The organism is Naumannella huperziae, from assembly GCF_054073625.1.
Genome location: NZ_JBSXPH010000001.1, coordinates 2614334 through 2634657 on the forward strand (window position 1 = coordinate 2614334; position 20324 = coordinate 2634657).

23 protein-coding genes are annotated in these 20324 nt (G+C 72.5%); 5 read left to right on the forward strand and 18 right to left on the reverse strand.

Going from position 1 to position 20324, the window contains the following annotated elements; all coding sequences use genetic code 11:
* Window positions 1-33 precede the first annotated feature (33 nt).
* On the forward strand, window positions 34-360 hold the full coding sequence (locus ACXDC7_RS12385; protein WP_459222326.1) for a hypothetical protein: 327 nt from the start codon (window positions 34-36) through the stop codon (window positions 358-360).
* A 3-nt stretch (window positions 361-363) separates the two neighbouring features.
* On the opposite strand, the gene ACXDC7_RS12390 is transcribed toward ACXDC7_RS12385, so the two are convergent.
* Genes ACXDC7_RS12390 through ACXDC7_RS12415 form a run of 6 tightly spaced genes read right to left on the reverse strand, consistent with a single transcriptional unit; the run spans window position 364 to window position 4687 of the window.
* Window positions 364-1281 (reverse strand): diacylglycerol/lipid kinase family protein, encoded by a 918-nt coding sequence (locus ACXDC7_RS12390; protein WP_459222327.1) that lies wholly within the window; start codon window positions 1279-1281, stop codon window positions 364-366.
* Window positions 1278-2126 (reverse strand): twin-arginine translocase subunit TatC, encoded by an 849-nt coding sequence (tatC, locus tag ACXDC7_RS12395; protein WP_459222328.1) that lies wholly within the window; start codon window positions 2124-2126, stop codon window positions 1278-1280. The genes ACXDC7_RS12390 and tatC overlap by 4 nt, the downstream gene beginning before the upstream one ends.
* A gap of 19 nt (window positions 2127-2145) precedes the next feature.
* Entirely contained in the window at window positions 2146-2412 is a 267-nt protein-coding gene (gene tatA, locus ACXDC7_RS12400) for a twin-arginine translocase TatA/TatE family subunit (RefSeq protein WP_179446099.1), read from the reverse strand.
* Between the two features lie 21 nt (window positions 2413-2433).
* On the reverse strand, window positions 2434-2679 hold the full coding sequence (locus tag ACXDC7_RS12405; protein WP_179446098.1) for a hypothetical protein: 246 nt from the start codon (window positions 2677-2679) through the stop codon (window positions 2434-2436).
* Between the two features lie 11 nt (window positions 2680-2690).
* On the reverse strand, window positions 2691-3722 hold the full coding sequence (locus ACXDC7_RS12410; RefSeq protein ID WP_459222329.1) for a helix-turn-helix transcriptional regulator: 1032 nt from the start codon (window positions 3720-3722) through the stop codon (window positions 2691-2693).
* Entirely contained in the window at window positions 3719-4687 is a 969-nt protein-coding gene (locus ACXDC7_RS12415) for a helix-turn-helix transcriptional regulator (RefSeq protein ID WP_179446096.1), read from the reverse strand. The genes ACXDC7_RS12410 and ACXDC7_RS12415 overlap by 4 nt, the downstream gene beginning before the upstream one ends.
* A 9-nt stretch (window positions 4688-4696) precedes the next feature.
* Between ACXDC7_RS12415 and gluQRS the strand changes: the two genes are divergently transcribed.
* The 4 genes from gluQRS to ACXDC7_RS12435 all read left to right on the forward strand — a co-directional run bounded on the left by gluQRS (window position 4697) and on the right by ACXDC7_RS12435 (window position 7749).
* Window positions 4697-5662 (forward strand): tRNA glutamyl-Q(34) synthetase GluQRS, encoded by a 966-nt coding sequence (gene gluQRS, locus ACXDC7_RS12420; protein ID WP_459222330.1) that lies wholly within the window; start codon window positions 4697-4699, stop codon window positions 5660-5662.
* 20 nt (window positions 5663-5682) lie between these two features.
* Window positions 5683-6309 (forward strand): biotin transporter BioY, encoded by a 627-nt coding sequence (locus tag ACXDC7_RS12425; RefSeq protein ID WP_459222331.1) that lies wholly within the window; start codon window positions 5683-5685, stop codon window positions 6307-6309.
* A 70-nt stretch (window positions 6310-6379) separates the two neighbouring features.
* A complete protein-coding gene (locus ACXDC7_RS12430; protein WP_459222332.1) occupies window positions 6380-7048 on the forward strand; it encodes an energy-coupling factor ABC transporter ATP-binding protein in 669 nt (222 codons plus the stop codon).
* Complete coding sequence (locus ACXDC7_RS12435; RefSeq protein ID WP_459222333.1) at window positions 7045-7749, forward strand: CbiQ family ECF transporter T component; 705 nt, start codon at window positions 7045-7047, stop codon at window positions 7747-7749. Before ACXDC7_RS12430 ends, ACXDC7_RS12435 begins: the two co-directional genes overlap by 4 nt.
* A gap of 110 nt (window positions 7750-7859) precedes the next feature.
* On the opposite strand, the gene ACXDC7_RS12440 is transcribed toward ACXDC7_RS12435, so the two are convergent.
* The 12 genes from ACXDC7_RS12440 to ACXDC7_RS12495 form a co-directional block, all read right to left on the reverse strand.
* Window positions 7860-8912 carry an FKBP-type peptidyl-prolyl cis-trans isomerase gene (locus ACXDC7_RS12440; protein WP_343045983.1) on the reverse strand — a complete coding sequence of 351 codons (1053 nt, stop codon included), beginning with the start codon at window positions 8910-8912 and terminating at the stop codon, window positions 7860-7862.
* A 10-nt stretch (window positions 8913-8922) separates the two neighbouring features.
* Window positions 8923-10419, reverse strand: coding sequence for a Pup--protein ligase (gene pafA, locus ACXDC7_RS12445; RefSeq protein WP_179446090.1), 1497 nt, complete (start codon window positions 10417-10419; stop codon window positions 8923-8925).
* 4 nt (window positions 10420-10423) lie between these two features.
* A complete protein-coding gene (locus ACXDC7_RS12450; RefSeq protein ID WP_459222334.1) occupies window positions 10424-11170 on the reverse strand; it encodes a pseudouridine synthase in 747 nt (248 codons plus the stop codon).
* Window positions 11163-11909 (reverse strand): SMC-Scp complex subunit ScpB, encoded by a 747-nt coding sequence (gene scpB, locus ACXDC7_RS12455; protein WP_459222335.1) that lies wholly within the window; start codon window positions 11907-11909, stop codon window positions 11163-11165. Before scpB ends, ACXDC7_RS12450 begins: the two co-directional genes overlap by 8 nt.
* The gene (locus ACXDC7_RS12460; protein WP_459222336.1) at window positions 11906-12745 is read right to left on the reverse strand and encodes a segregation and condensation protein A; all 840 of its coding nucleotides are present in this window, start codon (window positions 12743-12745) and stop codon (window positions 11906-11908) included. Before ACXDC7_RS12460 ends, scpB begins: the two co-directional genes overlap by 4 nt.
* Window positions 12742-13101 carry a hypothetical protein gene (locus ACXDC7_RS12465; protein WP_459222337.1) on the reverse strand — a complete coding sequence of 120 codons (360 nt, stop codon included), beginning with the start codon at window positions 13099-13101 and terminating at the stop codon, window positions 12742-12744. Before ACXDC7_RS12465 ends, ACXDC7_RS12460 begins: the two co-directional genes overlap by 4 nt.
* Entirely contained in the window at window positions 13086-13970 is an 885-nt protein-coding gene (locus tag ACXDC7_RS12470) for a ParA family protein (RefSeq protein WP_343046026.1), read from the reverse strand. The genes ACXDC7_RS12465 and ACXDC7_RS12470 overlap by 16 nt, the downstream gene beginning before the upstream one ends.
* Before the next feature lie 307 nt (window positions 13971-14277).
* A complete protein-coding gene (locus ACXDC7_RS12475) occupies window positions 14278-15192 on the reverse strand; it encodes a site-specific tyrosine recombinase XerD (protein WP_459222338.1) in 915 nt (304 codons plus the stop codon).
* Entirely contained in the window at window positions 15189-15857 is a 669-nt protein-coding gene (locus tag ACXDC7_RS12480) for an NUDIX domain-containing protein (RefSeq protein ID WP_459222339.1), read from the reverse strand. Before ACXDC7_RS12480 ends, ACXDC7_RS12475 begins: the two co-directional genes overlap by 4 nt.
* Window positions 15850-17571 (reverse strand): CTP synthase, encoded by a 1722-nt coding sequence (locus ACXDC7_RS12485; protein WP_179446086.1) that lies wholly within the window; start codon window positions 17569-17571, stop codon window positions 15850-15852. Before ACXDC7_RS12485 ends, ACXDC7_RS12480 begins: the two co-directional genes overlap by 8 nt.
* Before the next feature lie 59 nt (window positions 17572-17630).
* Window positions 17631-19334, reverse strand: a complete 1704-nt coding sequence (gene recN / locus ACXDC7_RS12490; protein ID WP_459222340.1) for a DNA repair protein RecN — start codon at window positions 19332-19334, stop codon at window positions 17631-17633.
* A gap of 37 nt (window positions 19335-19371) precedes the next feature.
* Entirely contained in the window at window positions 19372-20319 is a 948-nt protein-coding gene (locus tag ACXDC7_RS12495) for an NAD kinase (RefSeq protein WP_179446084.1), read from the reverse strand.
* Between the last annotated feature and the right edge of the window lie 5 nt (window positions 20320-20324).

The window sequence follows — 20324 nt, forward strand, 5'->3', positions numbered from 1 at the left end:
ACCGTAGCCCCCGTGCCGTGCCAGACTCCGACCGTGGCACGCAGACATTCCCAGTCCTTCGTCGTCTCGGCGCCCCCGGAGCAGGTGCACCGCGCATCCTTCGATGCGGTGGCCGACGCGACCGGCCAGCCGGCCCGGTTGAACGGGGCGCAGATCTGTGGTTCGACGAGTGTCGGGCTGACCTCCTGGGGCGAGAACCTGACGGTCGAGGTGGTCCCCGATGCCCGCGGTGCGCGGGTGAGCATCGAGTCCGCCTCGGCGCTGCCGACCCAGTTCATCAACTTCAACCACAAGAAGAACGTGGAGAAGTTCGCGCAGGCGCTGGGCGGCAGGCTCGGCGTACCGGTCGAGCCGGCCTGAGCTTCAGGGCGCGTAGACGAGCAGCGCGCCCGGATCGGCGCGCAGCGACAGCGGGGGCGGCCCGAGCTCCTCGCCGTCGCCCATCGCGTACAGCCCGGCGCCGTCGATGTCGATGGCGGGTGTGCGGAAGCGCTCGACCGACGGATCGCGGACGAAGGAACCGCCGTACATGGTCGGCAGCAGCCGGAGCAGCGTGAACCGGCTGACCGGGTGGATCACGGTGACGTCGAGCATGCCGTCGGAGGGATCCGCGCCGGGCGCGATCTGCATCCCGCCGCCGTAGTAGGCGGTGTTGGCGACCGCGACGAACATCGCCGGCAGCTCCCGCAACCGCCCGTCGATGGTGATCTTGTAGTGCAACGGCTCGAAGGTGGCCAGCTCGGCCAGCGCCGAGGCCGCATAGCGCAGCGAGCCGATCGGCAGCCGGATGTGATTGGCACGGCGGTTGACCCGGGCGTCGAACCCGCTGGCGACGACGCTGCCGACGAACCGCTCGGTGCCGCCGCGGGCGAGCGAGCCGCGGACCGCGATGGCGTCGACGGGTCGCGGCCGGCCCCGCGCGATCAGCCGGGCGGCGGCCAACGGGTGGGTCGGGATGCCGAGGCCCCGGCAGATGTCGTTGCCCGTGCCGGCCGGGATCAGTCCGAGGGGTACGCCGGTGCCGGCGACGGCATCCATGCCGAGGCCCATCATCCCGTCGCCGCCCATCACGATCAGCGCGTCACCGGGTCGGGCCGCCGCGACGCAGGCACGCGCGCCCGCATCGGCCTCGGCGAAGTCGGTGGCGCGGACCACGGAGAGCGCGACCTCGGGCAGCGACCGAACCAGGGCGGCGCTGACCTGGGGCAGGATGCGGCCGGCGCGGCCGCGGCCGGCCGACGGGTTGACCAGAAGGGTCAGCCCGCGGCGCTCGGGACTCACGAATCGGCCACCACGAGCTCGCCGCGGCGCCGCCGGCCCCGGTCGCGCAGCCGCGCGAAGACCTCCGCGGCCACGAACAGGATCGACAACGGAATCCCGAGCGCGATCATCGAGATCGGGTCACCCGGGGTGATCAGCGCGGCCGCGACGAAGCTGCCGAAGATGATGTAGTTGCGGGCCTTGCCGAGCTGCGCGCCGGTGACCACGCCGAGGATGTTCAGCATCACCAGGACCAGCGGCACCAGGAAGGCGAAGCCGAAGACCAGCATGGTGCGCATCATGAAGCTGAGGAACTCCTCGATGTTCAACAGGTTGGTGATGCCCTGGCCCTCGGGGGTGAAGCCGAGCATCACGGCGATGGCGAACGGCATGATGAAGTAGCCGAGCAGGATGCCACCGAGGAACAGCGGCGTCGCGAGGGCGAGGAACAAGATCGCCCAGCGCTTCTCCTTGGCGAGCAGGCCCGGGACGATGAACGCCCAGACCTGGTAGAGCCACAGCGGCGAGGTCAGCACCAGCCCGCTCAGCGCCGACACCTTCATGGCCAGCAGCAGCGGCGCACTCGCCCCGCTCGTCACCACCGAGGTGGCGAGCCCGGGATGGCTGATGGCGAGCGCCGCGGTCGCCCGCTGGTAGGGCAGCAGCAGCAGGCCGAGCAACTGCTGGTAGAACAACGCACTGACCGCGGCGCCGAGAACGACGATGATCACGGCCACGACCACCCGGTAGCGCAACTCCCTCAGGTGCTCGAACAGCGTCATGTTGCCGTCCGGTGGGACGGGCGGCGGCTTGAGCCAACTCAGGGACAGGCGACGGCGCTTGCCGGTCGCCTCCGTCGCGGTCATCGGCGAGGCGGCGGGTCGATCAGCGGTCGGTGCTGCGGGGCCGCTCGACGACCTCGGCCTCGGTCACGTCGTCGGCCGCTCGCTGGGTCTCGCCCGGGGTCTGGGGAGCGCTCGTGGTGGTCTGCGAGCCCGACCCGACGCCCTGGGTCTCCTCCTTGAACTCCTTGATCGCCCGGCCGGTGCTCTTACCGATCCCGGCGAGCCGGCTGCCACCGAACAGCAGCAGCGCGATCGCCAGGATGATGAGCAGCGTCCAGATGCTCGGTGTCCCGATCAGTGGAGCCATGTCTGGTTACCTCGATTCTGTTCAGGCCGGACGCGCGGCGTGTGGGTCCGGCCCGGGTCGGTTCCACTTTACGTCGTCCGCGTCCGGCGCGACAGCGGACTCCCCGCCGACCCGCGCCAGCAGATCGAGGCCCTCCCCCAGTTGCCGGGTCAGCCGGTCGGCGGACCGGAGCAGGGCACGGAACTTGCGGTAGAGCCGGAGCAGCAGCCAGCCCGCGCTGACCAGCCAGATCAGCACGATCACACCGAACAACAGCGCCCACCACATCGAAGCGAACCCTAGTCGTCCGCGCCGTCCACGGGTCCGGCGGGGCCGTCCCCACCGGCGGCGGGTCCGGCCGGGTCGGCACCGAGCGCCGCATAGGCCGCCAACGCCTCGGCCGCGGCGCGGGCGGCATCGGCGGCGGCGGCCGGCGGATCGAGCACGGTCACCTCGGCCCCGCGCTGCAGCAACAAGCGCCGCAACCAGGCCGGGTCCAGCACCGGCAGACTGACCTCGAGCACCCCGTCGGCCCCCTCGACGACATCCTCGGTCGTGTAGTACTCCGCCACCCAGCGCGCCTGCGGGCTGAGCCGCAGCCGCACCCGCCGGGCGCCGGCCAGCGCGCCGGCCCAGTCCGGGGTGGCGAGCGGGCGGTCCGGATGGTCCTCGACGGGTACGCCGAGCTCGCGCGCCGCCACGATCCGATCCAGCCGGAAGCTGCGCCAGCCGGGCGGGTCGGTCAGGCTCCAGGCCTCGAGGTAGGCGTACCCGTCGCGCGTGCTCAGCTCGGCCGGGTCGACCTCGCGGGTGGTCCGCTCGGCGCGGGAGTCGGCGTCATAGGTGAGCTCGACCCGCCGGCCCGCGGCGATCGCCGCGGCCAGCGTGGCGCGGACGGGCGAGTCCGCCCCCTCGACGGCGACGCTGAGCCGCTCGGCCCCGGCGGCGGATTCGCCGGCGACGGCACGCAGCTTGGCGAGGGCGCTGTCGACGGCCTCGACCACGCCCGGACCGGCCAGCCCGCGGACCAGGTCCAGCCCGATGATCAGCGGCGCCACCTCCGCCGGGGTGAACCGCATCGGCCGCGCCAGGTAGTCGGCATTGCTGAGATTGATCACGCCGCGGCCGTCGACGGCCTCCATGTCGATCTCGATCAGGTCGCCGGGCAGCAGGCCCGGCAGCCCGCACATGTAGAGCACGCCCAGGTCCGCGCGCAGTTGCGCCGGGCTGACGCCGAAGTGGGCGGCGACCTCGGGCAGCGGGGCATTGGGCCGCGCCTGCAGATAGGGCGTCAGGGCCAGCAGCCGGGCCACCTGGTCGACGGCGGTCACGGCGTACCCTCCACGGACGCGCCGGCGGTCTCCCGGAGCCGCGCGACCACCAGCTCGCGCAGCTCGGGCGGGTCGAGGACCAGCACGTCCGCGCCGTGGCCCGCGACCTCGGCGACCAAATCGGCGGAGTTGCGATAGCCGACGGCCAGCGTCTCGCGCCCGTCGCCCGCACCGCCGCGCGCCGTGCCGCGCCGGCGCAAGGCCGGCGCCCGGCCGGGGCGTACCGCCAGCAGCGCGGTGCGTTCGGTTCCCGTCTCGGTGATGCCGACCCGCCTGGTGTCCGCGCCCGCAGGCACCTCGAAGGCCTCGGGCCGCGAGGTGACGCGGACCCGACCGCGGATCCGGGACAGCTTGAACACGCGCCGGTCGGCGCGGTCGCGATCATGGCCGACCAGATACCAGGCGCCCCGCCGCGAGGTGATCCCCCAGGGCTCCACCGTGCGGGTCGCGAGGGCGCCGGTGCGCCGATCCGGGTAGTCGAAGGCGACCCGGGTCCGTTCGACCACGGCCCGCCACAGCGGCTCGAAGGCCGGCTCCCGGGCCGGCACCGCCGGCGCGACCCCGGCGGCGCTCGGCTGATCGACGTCCACCCCGGCGGCACGCAGCTTGGCCAGCGCGCCCTGGCTGGACGAGCGCAGACCGGCGGCGTCGAAGGCCCGCGCGGCCAGGCCGACGACGGCGGCCTCCTCCGCGGTCAGCTCGACCGCCGGCAGCTCGAAGTCGCGCGGGTCGATCCGGTAGCCGACGTCGTCGGTGAAGTAGGCGTCGTTGGACCCGGTCTGGATCGGTACGCCCATCGCGCGCAGGTCGTCCTTGTCGCGCTCGAAGGTCCGCTCGAAGGAGGCGTCGGACTGCCCGGCGTAGCCGTCGACCGCCGTGCGGATCTGCTCGCGGGTGAGGAAGCGGCGGGTCGACAACAGGCAGATCGTCAGGTTCAGGATGCGCTCGGACTTGCTGGCTGCCATGCTGGCGCGATGCCTCCCCTCCCACCCGGCGAATCGACCGCCGCGGTCGGGTCGAAACGCTACCAAGCGGGCCCGGGCGCCGGGCGCTACGCGCCGAGCCCCACCTCGGACCTGCACCTGGGCAATCTGCGCACGGCGCTGTTGGCCTGGCTGTTCGCGCGCTCGACCGGGCGTGCGTACCGGCTGCGGATCGAGGATCTGGACACCGCGCGGGTCGCGGCCGCGCCGGAGGTGGCGCGGCGGCAGTTGGCCGACCTGGCCGCGCTGGGGATGGACCACGACGGCGAGATCGTCCGGCAGAGCGAGCGGCTGGATGCCTACGCCGCGGCGGCCGCGGGCCTGGAGACCTATGAGTGCTTCTGCACCCGGCGCGACATCGCCGAGGCCTCCCGGGCCCCGCACGGCGGGTGGCGGCCCTACCCAGGCACCTGTCGCGACCTGACCGGGGCCGAGCGCGCGGTCCGGCGTACCGAGCGACCGGCGGCGCTGCGGGTGCGGGTGCCGCCGGATACGACGATGACCGTCACCGATGCGCTGGCCGGCCGCTACACCGGTCCGGTCGATGACTTCGTGCTGCGCCGCGGGGACGGGGTCTGGGCCTACAACCTCGCGGTCGTGGTGGACGACCTCGCGGCCGGCGTGGATCAGGTGGTACGCGGGGCGGATCTGCTGGATTCCGCGCCCCGGCAGGCCTGGCTCGCCGAGCGTCTCGGCGGCACCGCCCCGGGCTATGCCCACGTCCCGCTCGCGGTGAACCCGCAGGGTCGGCGGCTCGCCAAGCGCGACGGCGCGGTGACCATGACCGAGCTCGGTTGGCCGGCCGGTCGCGTGCTCGGCCTGCTGGCGGGCTCGCTCGGGCTGGCCGCGCCCGGCGAGCCGGTGGACGCCGACCTGCTGCTGGCGCGCTTCGATCCGGCGGCCCTGCCGGGCGAATCGTGGCGGGTCGACGCGCAGGCGCTGCAGCACGCGACTTGAATGGTGTTCAATGATCCCTCGTGAGCACCGAGAATCCCTCCTCCGCCCCCGCCGGCACCGCCGCCCGATCGAACGACGGGGCGGCCCGCGCGCTGGTCCGGGTCGCCGTCTTCGCCGCCCTGATCGCAGTCTTGTCGATCCTGCCCGGGGTGCCCGTCGGTCCCGTGCCGATCACCCTGCAGACCCTCGGCGTGCTGCTCTGCGGGATGCTGCTCGGCCCCCGGTTGGGCACCCTCGCGGTGCTGCTGTACCTGCTGTTGCTGGCGATCGGGCTACCCGTCGGCAGCGGGATGCGCGGGGGGCTCGGGCTGTTCGTCGGCCCGACCGGCGGGTTCCTGATCGGGTTCGCGGTGAGCGCGCTGCTGGTCGGGCTGTTGTCCCGGCCGGCGGTCCGCGGGTTGGCCGCGGGTCGGATCGGGCCCGGCCGGGCGGCGGCCGGACTGGCCGTTGCGGGCGTGCTCGGCGGGATGGTGCCGAGCTATGCCCTCGGCGTGCCGGTCCTGCAACTGGTCACCGGGTTGCCGTGGCCGCAGGCGCTGGTCTCGGGAATGGTGCTGTTCCTGCCCGGCGATCTGATCAAGGTCGCGTTGGCGGTGCTGATCACGATCGGCGTGGTCCGCGCGTTGCCGAACGCCTTCTCGCGGTGATCCGGTACGCCCGCGAGGCCGTCGCGGCCGAGCCGGGCGTGCACGCCGTCGGCGCGCTGGCCGGCCGACCATGATCAGCTTCGAGAATGTCAGCGTCCGGCACGGCGACCGGCTCGCGCTGGCCGGGATCGACCTGGCGCTGCCCGAGCGGCGGATCGGCATCCTCGGGGCGAACGGGTCCGGCAAGTCGACGTTGGTCCGCTGCCTGAACGCCCTGACCCTGCCGGACACCGGCCGGGTCCGGGTGGCCGGCATCGACGTGGCCAGGCATCCGGCGCGGGCGCGCCGACTGGTGGGCTTCCTGTCTCCCGACGCCGACGCGCAGATCATCATGCCGACGGTCCGCGAGGATCTGGCCTTCTCGCTGCGCGGCCTGCCGCGGGCCGAGGTGGACCGGCGCGTCGACGCCGCACTGGACCGCTGGGGCCTGGCCGGGCACGCCGATCACCCGTGCCATCTGCTCTCCGGCGGGCAGAAGCAGGTCCTGGCGCTGGCGGCGGTGTTGCTGGTGGAGCCGGCGGTGCTGGTCGCCGACGAGCCGACCACGCTGCTCGACCTGCGCAACACCCGCCGGCTCGGGGCGGCATTGGCGGAGCTGGACCAGCAGCAGGTCGTGGTGACCCATCACCCGGAGCTGTTGGCCGACTTCGACCGGGTCCTGGTCCTGGATGCCGGCCGGGTCGCCTGCGACGACGCCCCGGCGGCCGCGATCGCCTTCCATGATCGGCTGATGCGGTGAGCGGCCTCGGGCTGTACCGGCCGGGCGCCACGATGCTGCATCGTGCGGGCGCGGGCGGGAAGTTGCTGGCGCTGCTGGCGGCAGGGGTGCTGGCCGGGGTGGCCGGCGCGCTCACCGGCGCGCCCCAGCTCGCGCTGAGCGGCGCGCTGGCGCTGGCCGGAGCGATCGCCTGGCTGGTCGCGCGCCTGCCGGTGTCGCTGCTGCGCCCCGCGCTGGCGCCGTTCGGCGTGCTGCTGGTCGCGTTGGCCGCGGTCCAGTGGTGGAGCCGCGGGCCCGAGGCCGCGGCCGGCACCGCGGCGCGGCTGGTCGGGCTGTTGCTGCTGGCGGTCACGGTCTCGGCGACCACCCGGGTCAGCGCGATCCTCGATGCGGTGATCGCGGCGCTCGGACCCCTGCGCCGCCTCGGCGTACCCACCGCGCGGATCGGGCTCGCGGTGGCGCTGGCGATCCGCGCGATCCCTGTGCTGGCCGGCGGCATGCGACGCGCCCGCGAGGCCCGGATCGCGCGGCAGGCACCGGGCGGGCTGCGCGGCCTGCCGGGGCTGGCGGTGCCGACCGTGGTCAGCGCGCTGCGGACCGCCGATGCGATGGGCGATGCCCTGGTGGCACGCGGCGGCCCCGATCTCTCGGTGCCCGATCACCCGCCCCCCGCTCCCACACCCCCCGATCCCGACGACGCCCACCCAACACTTCCTCGGTGACCCAACACCTATAGCTGTCGGGTCACCGAGGAAGTGTTGGGTGGCGCGCGATGGCGGGGCCGGGCCGACTGATCCCGGAGCGACCCGCCGGGATCGCGATTCCTGACCCGTCAGCCGCCCGGGGTCTGCTGGGCGGGCTGGGTGTAGAGGATGTCGACGACGTAGACCAGCGTGTCGCCCTTCTCCACCACGGGCGGGCCGGGCTGGTTGCCCTCGGGGTAGGACTGGGCGGGCGGGATCACCAGCTCGACGCGGCTTCCGACCGTCTGCCCCTTCAGACCGGTACGCCAGCCCTCGATCACGCCCGAGAGCGGCGTCGTCTCGTTGCGTCCCGCATCGATCTCGGCGCGGGTCTTCCACGAGTAGCCGACGTAGTTCACGGTGACCTGGTCGTTCTCGCCAACCTTCTTTCCCTTGCCCTTGATCAGGGTCGCCGTCTGCAGCTTGGCCGGCGGATCGCCAGCGGGAATCTCGATGCTGACCTTGCCGTCGGCGCCCTCGCCGACCGCTGGCATGCCGGCCGGCGCGGCCTGCTTCTCGCCCTCGGGACCGCTGAGGGAGGTGGAGACGATGTCGACGACGAAGATCAGCGTGTCGCCGACCTGGATCGTGCCGTCGCCGGATCCACCGGAGGAGTCGTAGCCGTCGCTGCCGGGCATGGCGATCAGGACCCGGCTGCCCTGGCGCTGCTTGGCCAGGCCCTTCTGGAAGCCCGGGATCACCTGGTCGAGCGGGAACGTCACGGGCTGGCCGTTCTTGTAGGACTCGTCGAAGACCTTCCCGGTCCGGCCGTTCACGCCGATGTAGTTGACCTCCACCGTGCCGGCCTCGCCCACGGTCGGACCATCGCCTTCCTTGAGCACCTTGCTGCGGGTCTGGTCGATCGCCCAGGGCGCCTTGACCTCGATCTTCGGCGGGTCGCCGGTCACCTTGATCGCGTCGAGGTTGTCGGCCGGTTTGATCGTCGGCGTCGGGGTGGCCGACCCGCTCGGCGCGGGCTCGCCGGTCGGGGCAACGGTCGGCATCGGTTCGCCCGGGGTGGCGCCGGGTGCCGGGGCCGCGGGGTTGCCGCAGGCCGCCAGCAGGAGCAGTCCGGCCCCGGTCAGTGCCAGCGCGCGGCCGGCCGGGCGGAGGTCGAAACGATGGGTCTTCTTCGTGCGCACCCGCCGAAGGCTACCCGGTGGGTCCGGCCGGCGACCGATCCTCGCCGGCGCCGGGTCCGGGCTCGGCCCGCATCGAGGCGATCAGGCGGTCGACGCGGTCGTCGTGTGCCGCGAACGGGTCCTTGCAGAGCACGGTGGTGTTCGCCCACGAGCCGCCGGCCGGGCTCGGCCGCGGGGTCGCCCAGGCCCGCGGCACCTGGTCATTGATCTTGAGGTGTACCCAGTCGACGGTGTAGTCCACCCGCGCCTGTTGTGCGGCCTCGATGAACGCGCCGCGCAACCGCGCCCGGGTCGTCGCCGGGGCATGCTCGATGGCCTCGGCCACCTCGACGTCGTCGCAGACCTGGGCCGCGTCGCCGCGAGCCTCGAGCATCCGGAACAGGCCCCGGCCCGGGGCGATGTCGTGATAGGCCAGATCGAGCTGGGCCAGCCTCGGGTGATCGGCGGCGAGGCCGTGCCGCGCCGCGTACCGGTCGATCAGGTGCCGCTTGATCACCCAGTCGATCTCGGTCTCGACCGAGCCGAAGTCGCCGGTCTCGATGGCGGTCAGGCAGCGCCGCCACAGATCGATGCTGCGCTTGATCTCCGGGGTCTCCGGGACCCGCTCCCCGACCAGTCCGGTGACGGCCTCGAGATAGCACTGCTGCAACTCCAGTCCGCTGATCGTCTGACCGCTCGCCCGGACGACGGTACGCCGCCCGGTCACATCGGTGGCGATGTCACGGATCGCCCGGATCGGGTTCTCCAGGGCAAGATCGCGGATCGCGGTGCCGGACTCGATCAGCCGCAGCACGAGATCGGTCGAGACGATCTTGAGCAGAGTGGTCGTCTGGGACAGGTTGGAATCGCCGACGATCACGTGCAGCCGACGGTAACGCTCGGGATCCGCGTGCGGCTCGTCGCGGGTGTTGATCATCGGCCGGCACCGGGTGGTCGCCGAGGATACGCCGTCCCACATGTGTTCGGCGCGCTGGCTGATGCTGAACGCCCCACCCGGCTGGACCTTGCCGGCACCGCAGATCAGTTGCCGCGAGACCAGGAAGGGCACCAGCACATCGGCATAGGCGGAGAAGTCTCCGGTCCGGTCCACCAGGTAGTTCTCGTGGCAGCCGTAGGAGTTGCCGTGACTGTCCGAATTGTTCTTGAACAGGTAGATGTCGGCATCGATGCCCTCGTCCACCAGGCGACCGGCGGCCTGCTCGGCGAGGTCGTGCAGGATCCGCTCCCCCGCCCGATCGTGGGCAACCAGTTGGCGCGGGTCGTCGCACTCGGCGGTGGCGTACTCGGGGTGGGAACCGACGTCGAGATAGACCCGCGATCCGTTGCGCAGGAAGACATTGCTCGACTTCCCCCAGGCGACGACGGTCCGGAACAGCGCGCGGGCGATCTCGTCAGCGGTCAGCCGGCGGCCCTCGCGTACCGTGCAGGACACGCCGTACTCGGTCTCCACTCCGAAGATCCGCCGGTCCCTCGGGTGCGGCGGACGGGACGCAATGGTCGGGGTCATCTCCTCACAACCCCACCCGGTCCAGCAGCGCACCGAGCTCCTCGCGGGTCAGGTCGCGGCTCTCCCCCGGCTTCAACCGACCGAGCCGGACCGGGCCGATCGCGGTGCGGGACAGCTTGCGTACCGGGTGCCCGATCTCGTCGAACATCCGCCGCACGATCCGGTTGCGGCCCTCGTGCAGGACCACCCGGAGCAGGGTGTTCTCGGCGCTCGTGGAAACGATCTTGACCCGGTCGGGCCGGACGGGCCCGTCCTCGAGCTCCACTCCGTCGGCGAGTCGGCGCAGCGTCGCGCGGTCGACCAGACCGCGCACCTCCGCCAGATAGGTCTTGTCCACCTCGTGCGACGGATGACTCATCCGGTGCGCGAACTCGCCGTCGTTCGTCATGATCAACAGCCCCTGGGTCTCGGCATCCAGCCGGCCGACGTGGAACAACCGTTCGCGGGACTCGAGCAGGTCGGCGACGGTACGCCTGCCCTGCGGGTCGTCCATGGTGGTCACCACCCCGCGCGGCTTGTTGATCACCATGTAGCGGTGCCGACGCGGTGGCGGGATGCGCGAGCCGTCCACCCGGATCACGTCGCGTTCGGGGTCCACCCGGCGGCCCTGCTCGGTGACCAGGGCGCCGTTCACCTCGACCCGGCCCTCCTCGATCAGCGCCTCGGCCGCCCGGCGCGACGCCACGCCGGCCCCGGCGAGGACCTTCTGCAGCCGGACCCCGTCCTGGTCGGCCGGGTGCTCGTCAGCCATCGTCGCGCCCAGCCTGATCGGCGGGTTCCTCGGGAGCCGCATCCTCGGCGGCGGCCTCCTGACCCGGCGCCGGCGCCGGCCCCGGATCTGCGGCGGCGAGCTGGCCGAGCTCGGCCTCCAGGTCGGCGGCATCGGGCAGGTAGGGCGCCAGGGCCGGCAGCTCGTCCAGGCTCTGCATTCCCATCCGCTCGAGGAAGTAGTCGGTGGTCCGGAACAGCGTCGCCGGACCGCCCGCGGGATCGGGTTCGGCCTCCGCGACCAGGTTGCGCGCCACCAGCGTTCGCATCACACCGTCCACGTTAACCCCCCGGACCGCGGCGACCCGCGATCGTGAGACGGGCTGCAGGTACGCCACGACCGCCAGCGTCTCCAAAGCCGCCTGGGACAGCCGGGCCTGCTGCCCCTCCAGCACCGCGCGGGCCAGCACGTCGGCGTGCTCGGGCCGGGTCCACAGCCGCCACCCGCCGCCGACATTGCGCAACTCGAATCCGCGTCCGGTCCGGTCATAGCTGGCCTGCAACTCCGCCAGGCAGGCGGCGACCGGCGCCACCGGTACCTGCAGGGCGCTGGCCAGTTGCTCGGTCGAGACCGCCTCCTCGGCCATCAGCAACAGCGCCTCCACCGGACCGCCCAGGTCGGTCGGCGCGGGGCTCGCGGCCTCGCTCCCGGGCTCGGTCTCCGGCGCGGGCCCGGCATCGGGCTCCGCGATCACCTGCGGCTCGTCCTCGGCCGTGCTCATGTGCTCACCTTCCGCGCATCGGGCGTACCGGAATCGGAGTCGGCCGGCGCCGCCTCCTCGTCGAACTCGTCGCTGATCGCCAGGTCTCCGGAATCGCTGCCGACCCAGGCGATCTGCAGCGGCCCCAGTGGATCGGGCTGCTCGAAGCCGACCGCCCGCTCGCGGTAGAGCTCCAGCAGCGCCAGGAACCGGCACACGGTGGTCAGCTTGTCCGGTGCGTCGGCGACCAGATCGGCGAACGTCAGGCGTCGTTGCTGCCGCAGCCGGCGCACGACCAGCCTGGCCTCCTCCACCACGCTCACGGTGGAGGCATGCAGGTGGCTCAGGGAGACCTCGACGGCCTCCTTCGGCGCGAGCGCACGCGCCGCCAGGCGGGCCAGATCGTCCGGGGTGGCGCGGATCTCGACCTCGGGGAGCAGTCCGCTGAAGCGCTCCTCCAGGCCGCCGGGTCGGGGCGCCCGACGCGACTGCTGCTCCAGCCGCGCGGCGATCCAGTGCGAGACCTCCTTGAAGGCGCGGTACTGCAACAGCCGGGCGAACAACAGATCCCGCGCCTCCAGCAGGGCCAGGTCCTCGGGATCCTCGACCTCGCCGCTGGGGATCAGCCGGGCGGCCTTCAGATCGAGCAGGGTGGCGGCGACGAGCAGGAAGTTGCTCATCAGCTCCAGGTCCCACTCGGGCCCCATGGCCCGCACATGGGCGATGAACTCGTCGGTGACCCGGGACAGCGCCACCTCGGTGACGTCCAGCTTGTGTTTGGCGATCAGTTGCAGCAGCAGGTCGAAGGGGCCCTCGAAGTTGTCCAGCCGAACCACGAAGGCCGGCTCGGAGGTCACGCGCCCCTCAGTCGCTTCATCAGCTCCGAGTCGCTGCCGCGCTCGACCAGGTCGCCGAGCGCCGCCGCCACGGCCTCGCGCACGATCCGGCCCCGGTCGACGGCCAGCCCGTGTTCGGCCCGCAACGCCAGCCGGGCGTGCTCGAGCGCCAACAACTCCTCGGTGGAGATGTAGACGGTGATCTTCTCGTCGTGGCGGACCCGCCCCGTGCCACGGTGCGGCGGGGTCTGGGTCGCCTCGTCGGCCTGGGGCCGGTCCGCGGCCGACACGTCGCTGCCGTCGAGTTGGTTGACGTCGAGTTGGTTGACGTCGGGCAGTGCACTGCCCGACGTGCTCGCGTTCACTGTTCGTGGCATCTTTGCAATACCTCCAAAGCCAAGGTCCGATACGATCCCGCGCCGGCCGAGGCGGAGGCGTACGTGGTGATCGGCTCACCGGCGACGGTCGTCTCGGGAAACTTCACGGTGCGCCGGACCACGGTGTGGAAGACCTGCTCGCCGAATGCCTGCACCACGCGCTCCAGCACCTCGCGGCTGTGTAGCGTTCGGGCATCGTACATCGTCCCGAGCACGCCGAGAACGGCCAGACCCGGATTGAGCCGCTTCTGCACCTTGCGGATCGTGTCGGTGAGCATCGCGATCCCACGCAGCGCGAAGTACTCGCACTCCAGCGGCATCAGCACCTTGTCGGCTGCCGTCAGTGCGTTCACCGTCAGCAGGCCGAGCGACGGGGCGCAGTCGATCAAGATCACGTCGTAGGAGTCCCGGAACCGGTCGAGCACCCGGCCGAGGGTGTACTCACGCGCCACCTCGGAGACGAGCTGGATCTCCGCGGCCGACAGGTCGATGTTGCTGGGCAGCAGGTCCATCCCCGGCACCGAGGTCGCGGTGAGCACCTCGTCGACGTCGGCCTCGTCGTCGAGCAGCAGGTTGTAGATGCTGGTCTGCAGCGTGTGGGGGTTGATCCCCAGCCCCACCGACAGCGAACCCTGGGGGTCGAAGTCAACCAGCAGGACCTTCCGCCCGTACTCGGCCAGCGCGGCGCCGAGATTGATCGTGGTCGTGGTCTTGCCGACCCCGCCCTTCTGGTTGCACATGGCGATGGTGACCGCCTTCGTCACCTCCGGCGGCGGCCCGGGCGCCCGCAGATGCGGCAGCGGCCGGCCCGTCGGGCCGAGCCCGTCGTCATCGACCGGCCCGATGCCGGCCTCGATCAGCTTGGCGATCGGATCGCCGTTGCCCGCCGGGATCGCCTCGGCGCCGTCGCCGGCCCGTTCGCCCACCGTCTGCTCGCCCACCGTCTGCAACGTACCGCCTTCCCCCGGGCGAGCCCGGGTCCGACATCCACCGGATCACGCCCCTGCCAGCCAGATCCTGCGATCGGTTTCACCCTACCGCTTCGCCGCGCCGCCACCCGGGACCCGAGGCGAGCCATCAGTCCGCCCCTCTCGATTGTTTCCGTAGTTATGCCCGCCAACCGAGCCCGATAGCGGGCATAACTACGGAAACAATCGAGAGGGCGAGGGCGAGAGGTCACCGCGCCCGGGGGTGGGCGCTCAGGTAGACATCGCGGAGCTGGTCGACGGTGACCAGGGTGTAGAGCTGGGTGGTCGTCACCGAGGCGTGGCCGAGCAGTTCCTGGACGACCCGGACATCGGCGCCGCCGTCCAGCAGGTGGGTGGCATAGGAGTGCCGCAGGGCGTGCGGTGTCACCCGCCCGGCGAGGCCCGCCCGGGCCCCGGTCGCGGCGAGCACGTTGTGCGCGAGCTGGCGGGTGAGCCGCGTGCCGCGGCTGTTCAACAACAGGGCGGGTACGCTGCCCGCCCACGCCGGGCGACCACGCACCAGCCATGCCTCGACGGCCTGCCGGGCATAGCTGCCCAGCGGCACCACCCGCTCCTTGTCGCCCTTCCCGATCAACCGCAGTCCCCCACCCTCCAGGGCCGCGGTCACGTCGTCGACATCCAGCGCCGTGATCTCGGAGACCCGGGCCCCCGTCCCGTAGAGCAGCTCCAGCAGCGCGGCGTCGCGCAGCCCCGTGACCGTCGAGGTGTCCGGCGCGGCCAGCAGCGTCTGCACCTCCGCGACGGCCAGCGCCTTCGGCAGCCGGCGCGGCAGCTTCGGCGGCTTGATGGTGGCCGCCGGGTCGCCGGGGGTGATCCCCTCCTGCGCGGCGAACCGGTGCAGGCTGCGCACCGCGGCAACCGCGCGGGCAATGCTGGCCGGCGCGAGCGGCGGCCCGGCGGTGGGTGGCGGCTCGGCGAGCACCCGGGCGAATCCGGCGACCTCCGCGGGGGCGATCGCGGCGGCATCGTCGATCCCGGCCCCGGCCAGGTGCGCCAGATAGCGGTCCAGATCGCGCCGGTACGCGCCAACGGTGTGCCCGGACAGCCCCCGCTCGACCACCAGATGGTCGAGAAAGGCCCGCACCAGGGAGGGCGGGTTCACTGCCGGACCGAACGCGCCGGCCAGGGCGAGTCGGCGGGCCGCAGCTCCCGCCCGGTGGCCAGGGCCTGTGCCGCGGCCAGACTGCCGGCGACCAGCAGCGGATTCTGCAGGCGCCCGGCGTAGACCCCGTCGACGACCCGCGCCAGCGGCGCCCGCGCGACCCGCATGTCCGCCTCCTCCCCGACCAGGTCGAAACCGTCGGGCCGCGCGGCCGGGCGCAACCCCCGGGCCAGGAAGATCCGCGTCGACTCCGCGCTGGACCCGGGGCTGGTGAACAGGTCGACCAACACGGACCACTCGTCGGCGGCGAGCATCGCCTCCTCGGCAAGCTCGCGCTGCGCCGCGACCAGCCAGGACTCGGCCTCGACATCGAGCAACCCGGCGGGCGGCTCGATCAGCCGGAACCCGGCCGGATGGCGGTACTGCTCGACCAGCACGACCCGCTCCGCCTCGTCCAGGGCGATCACGCCGACCGCGCCGGGATGCAGCAACCAGTCGCGACCGATCGTGGAGCCGTCCGGCGCCTGCACGGTGTCGGTGACCGTCGTGGTGACGCGGCCGCGATGGCGTACCTGCCGGTCCAGGATCGGCCACCGCTCGGGCCGGTCCGCGAGGTCGGCGCCGCTCAACTCCGGCAGCTCGACCGGCGCCGGCCGCTCAGACATCGGCACGCTCCGGTACGCCCGCGTCCTGGGCAGTGGCGGGCTCGTCGGCGCGGTCCGGCTCGTCGGTGGGCAGCCGGGCCTCGATGGTGTGCCGCAGCGCGGCCCGAACCAGCGCGGAGAACAGCGGATGCGCGGCGGTCGGGCGCGACTTCAGCTCGGGGTGGGCCTGGGTGGCGACGAAGAACGGATGCTTGTCGCGGGGCAGTTCGACGAACTCGACCAGCGTCGAGTCCGGCGAGGTGCCGCTGATCACCAGGCCGGCGGCCTCCAACTGGGCGCGGTAGCGGTTGTTCACCTCGTAGCGGTGGCGGTGTCGTTCGGTGACCCGATGGCGGCCGTACGCCTCGGCGGTCAGCGAGCCGCGGGCCAGATCGGCCGGATAGGAGCCCAGGCGCATCGTGCCGCCCAGATCGCCGTCGCCGCCCACGATGTCGACCTGCTCGGCCATCGTGGCGATCACCGGGTGCGGGGTGTCGGGCTCGAACTCCGAGGACGCCGCGCCCTCCAACCCCGCCAGGTTCCGGGCGACCTCCATCACCATCGTCTGCAGCCCGAGGCACAGGCCGAGGATCGGTACGCGATTCTCCCGCGCGTAGCGGATGGCGCCGATCTTGCCCTCGACCCCGCGTACCCCGAAGCCACCCGGGATCACCACGCCGTCGACGTCACCGAGATTGCGCGCCGCACCCTCGGCGGTGACGCACTCATCGGACGGCACCCAGCGCACGTGGACCCGGGCGCGGTTGGCGAACCCGCCGGCGCGCAGGGCCTCGACCACCGAGAGGTAGGCGTCGGGCAGATCGATGTACTTGCCGACGAGGGCGATCGTCACGTCCTCGGCGGGATTGTGCACGCGTTCCAGCAGGTCGTCCCAGCGGGACCAGTTGACATCGCGGAAGGGGAGGTTGAGCCGGCGTACCACGTAGGCGTCGAGCCCCTCGGCGTGCAGGACCTTGGGGATGTCGTAGATGCTCGGGGCGTCGATGGCGGCTACCACGGCCTCCTCGTCGACGTCACACATCAGCGCGATCTTGCGCTTCACGCTCTCCGGGATCTCCCGGTCCGAGCGGCAGACCAGCGCATCGGGCTGGATGCCGACCTGCCGCAGGGCGGCGACCGAGTGCTGGGTGGGCTTGGTCTTCAGCTCACCCGACGGGCCGATGTAGGGCACCAGCGATACGTGCAGGAAGAAGACATTGTCGCGGCCGACATCGCGGCGTACCTGCCGGGCGGCCTCCAGGAACGGCAAGGACTCGATGTCGCCGACCGTGCCGCCGATCTCGTGCAACACGACGTCGACGTCCGCCCCGCCCATGGCGAGCATCTCGTCCTTGATCTCGTTGGTGATGTGCGGGATCACCTGGACCGTGTCGCCGAGGTAGTCGCCGCGGCGCTCCTTGGCGATCACCTGGGAGTAGATCTTGCCGGTGGTGACATTGGCGTCCGCGCTCAGGTCCCGGTCGAGGAAACGCTCGTAGTGGCCGATGTCGAGGTCGGTCTCGGCGCCGTCCTCGGTGACGAAGACCTCCCCGTGCTGGAAGGGGTTCATCGTGCCCGGATCGACATTGAGATAGGGGTCGAGCTTCTGCATCGTGACCCGCATCCCGCGGGCCGCCAGCAACTGGCCCAGGCTCGAGGCGGTCAGCCCCTTGCCGAGCGAGGAGGCGACGCCTCCGGTGACGAAGATGTGCTTGGTCTGATGCGCGGCTCCCACGGGCTTTCATGCTACGTGGCGCGGTCGCCCAGCGCGGAATCCACGCCGAACGAATGCGGTCACTTCCCCGCGCGCGCCGCCTCCGCCAGCAGTTCGCGCGCATGGGCCCGGGCGCTGCCCGTCTCGGCGAGCCCGGCCATCATCCGCGCCAGCTCGGCCTCGCGAGCCTTTCCGGTGACCTCGGTCAGCCCCGAGGTGGTGACCTGGCCGTCGGAGGACTTCTCGATCACGAAGTGCCGGTCGGCATAGGCAGCGACCTGGGCGAGATGGGTGACGACGATGACCTGGTGGCCGCGCGCCATCGCCGCCAGCCGCTTGCCGATCTCGAGGCCGACCTGACCGCCGACGCCGGCGTCGACCTCGTCGAAGACGACGGTGCCCCCGGTGGCCGCGCCGGCGTCGCCGAGGACCGCCTCCAGTGCCAGGCGGACCCGCGACAGCTCGCCGCCGGAGGCGGCCTTGACCAACGGCTGCGGTGCCATGCCGGCATTTGCGGAGAACACCAGCTCGATCCGGTCCGCGCCCCACGGCCCAGCCTCGACGGCCGGCTCCACGGTGAAGGCGAGCCGCGCGTGCGGCATGGCGAGCGCGGCCAGCTCGGCGCCGACCGTCGAGGCGATCCGGTCGGCCGCGGCCCGGCGCTGTTCGGTGAGGCGCGTGGCGCGCTCGGCCAGCTCTCGCGCCCGGCTCTCGGTCCGGGCGGCGAGCTCGTCGATCCGATCGTCGCTGCCCGCCAACCGTTCGAGTTCGGCGGCCGACGAGGTACGCCAGGCGAGCACCGCGTCGATATCGCTGCCGTACTTGCGCGTCAGGCCGGCCAGCGCCGCCCGACGGTCCATCACGGCGGCCAGCCGCTGCGGGTCGGCCTCCAGGGTCGATTCGTAGCGCGACAGTTCCCCGCCGAGGTCCTGCGCGGCGACCAGCAGCTCGGCGGCCGTGTCGGCGATGCCGGCCGCGGCGCCGTCGCGGTCGGCGAGTTGCCGGGCCGCAGCGGCGGTGGCGGCGAGCGCGGACTGGGCCCCGGTCCCGGGTTCGTCGTCGGCGCCGGCGAGGGCTTCGCCGGCGGTGCGGGCGGCGACCCGGAGCTCGTCGACATCGGTCAGCCGGTTCGCCTCCTCGGCGAGCCGATCGTCCTCGCCCGCCTCGGGCGCCACCTGGTCGATCTCGGCGATGCCGAACCGCAACAGGTCGATCTCGCGCGCGCGGGCCTGGGCGTCGGCGCGGAGCGCGGCGAGTTCGTCGAGCTCCGCGCGTTGGGTCGAGAACAGTTCGTGGTACGCCGCGCGCAGCTCGAGCAGCTCGGGACCGGCATAGCTGTCCAGGATGTCGCGCTGTCGGTCGGCGCGGGCAAGTTCGAGCTGCCCGGACTGCCCGTGGATGGTGATCAACTCCGCGGCCATCGAGCCGAGGCGATCGAGATTGGTCTGGGCGCCGCCGACGAAGGCGCGGGAGCGCCCGGTCGCACCGACCTGGCGGGCGATGAGCAGCTCACCGTCCTCGAGCTCGCCGCCCGCCTCGGCCACGGACTCCGACAGCGCGGACGGCAGCCGGTCGGCGTCGAAGCGTCCCTCCACCAGGGCCCGGTCGGTGCCGGTCCGCACGGTTGCGGGGTCGGCCCGCTGCGCGAGCAACAGTCCCAGGCTGGAAACGATCATGGTCTTGCCGGCTCCGGTCTCGCCGGTCAGCACGGTCAGCCCGGCGTCGGGTTCGAGGACGGCATCGGAGATCACCCCGAGATTGCGGATGCGAACTTCGGTGATCATGGTGTGGCCTCGGTGATCATGGCCCGCTGCGCGGTGATCACGACTCCCGGCTCCCTCGCCAGCCCTCCACCTGCAGCCCGAACTTGTTGACCAGCCGATCCGTGAACGGCGCACTGGACAGGCGGGCCAGCCGGAGCCGCTGCCCGCTCTTGTGCGCACGCACGCTCATCCCGGGCAGCAGCGTCACCGAACGGCGTCCGTCGCACCAGACCACGCCGCGGCGCGCGGGCGGGGTGTCCAGCAGATCGATCCGGACATCGGAGGAGGGGCCGAGCACGAGCGGGCGAGCGAACAGCGCGTGCGCACTCAGCGGCACCAGCAGCAGGGCATCCACCTCGGGCCAGACGACGGGGCCGCCGGCGGAGAAGGCGTACGCGGTCGACCCGGTCGGAGTGGCGAGCAGGATGCCGTCGCAGCTCCAGCGCGACAGCGGGCGGCCGTCCACGTCGACCATCACCTCGAGCATCCGCTCCCGGGCGTCCTTCTCGATGGACACCTCGTTGATCGCGAAGGACGACCACACGGTGCGGTCCTCGGCGTCCTCGACGAGCACCTCGATCACGAACCGCTCCTCGACGGTCCAGTCGCGATCGATCACCCGCCGGGCGATGGTGTGGATCTCCGAGGACTCCGCCTCGGCGAGGAAGCCGACGTGGCCAAGGTTCACGCCGAGCAGCGGGGTGTGGCTGGCCAGCGCGAGTTCTGCCGCGCGCAGGATGGTGCCGTCGCCGCCGAGCACGACGGCGAGCTCGCAGCCGGCGAGCGAGGTCGCATCGGCGGGCAGCGCGTGCACCTCGATGTCGCCGAACTGGCCGGCCATCTCGGTCAGGTCAGCGGCGGGCACGATGGGCTCGATGCCGGCCTCGGCGAGGTCGCGGGCCAGATCGCGCGCGGCAGCGATCGCGGCGTCCCGCCCGGTGTGGGTGAGCACCGCGACGCGACGCGGTTCGGTCGGCCCGGAGGTGGTGGTGCGCTGCTCGGTCATCGCGG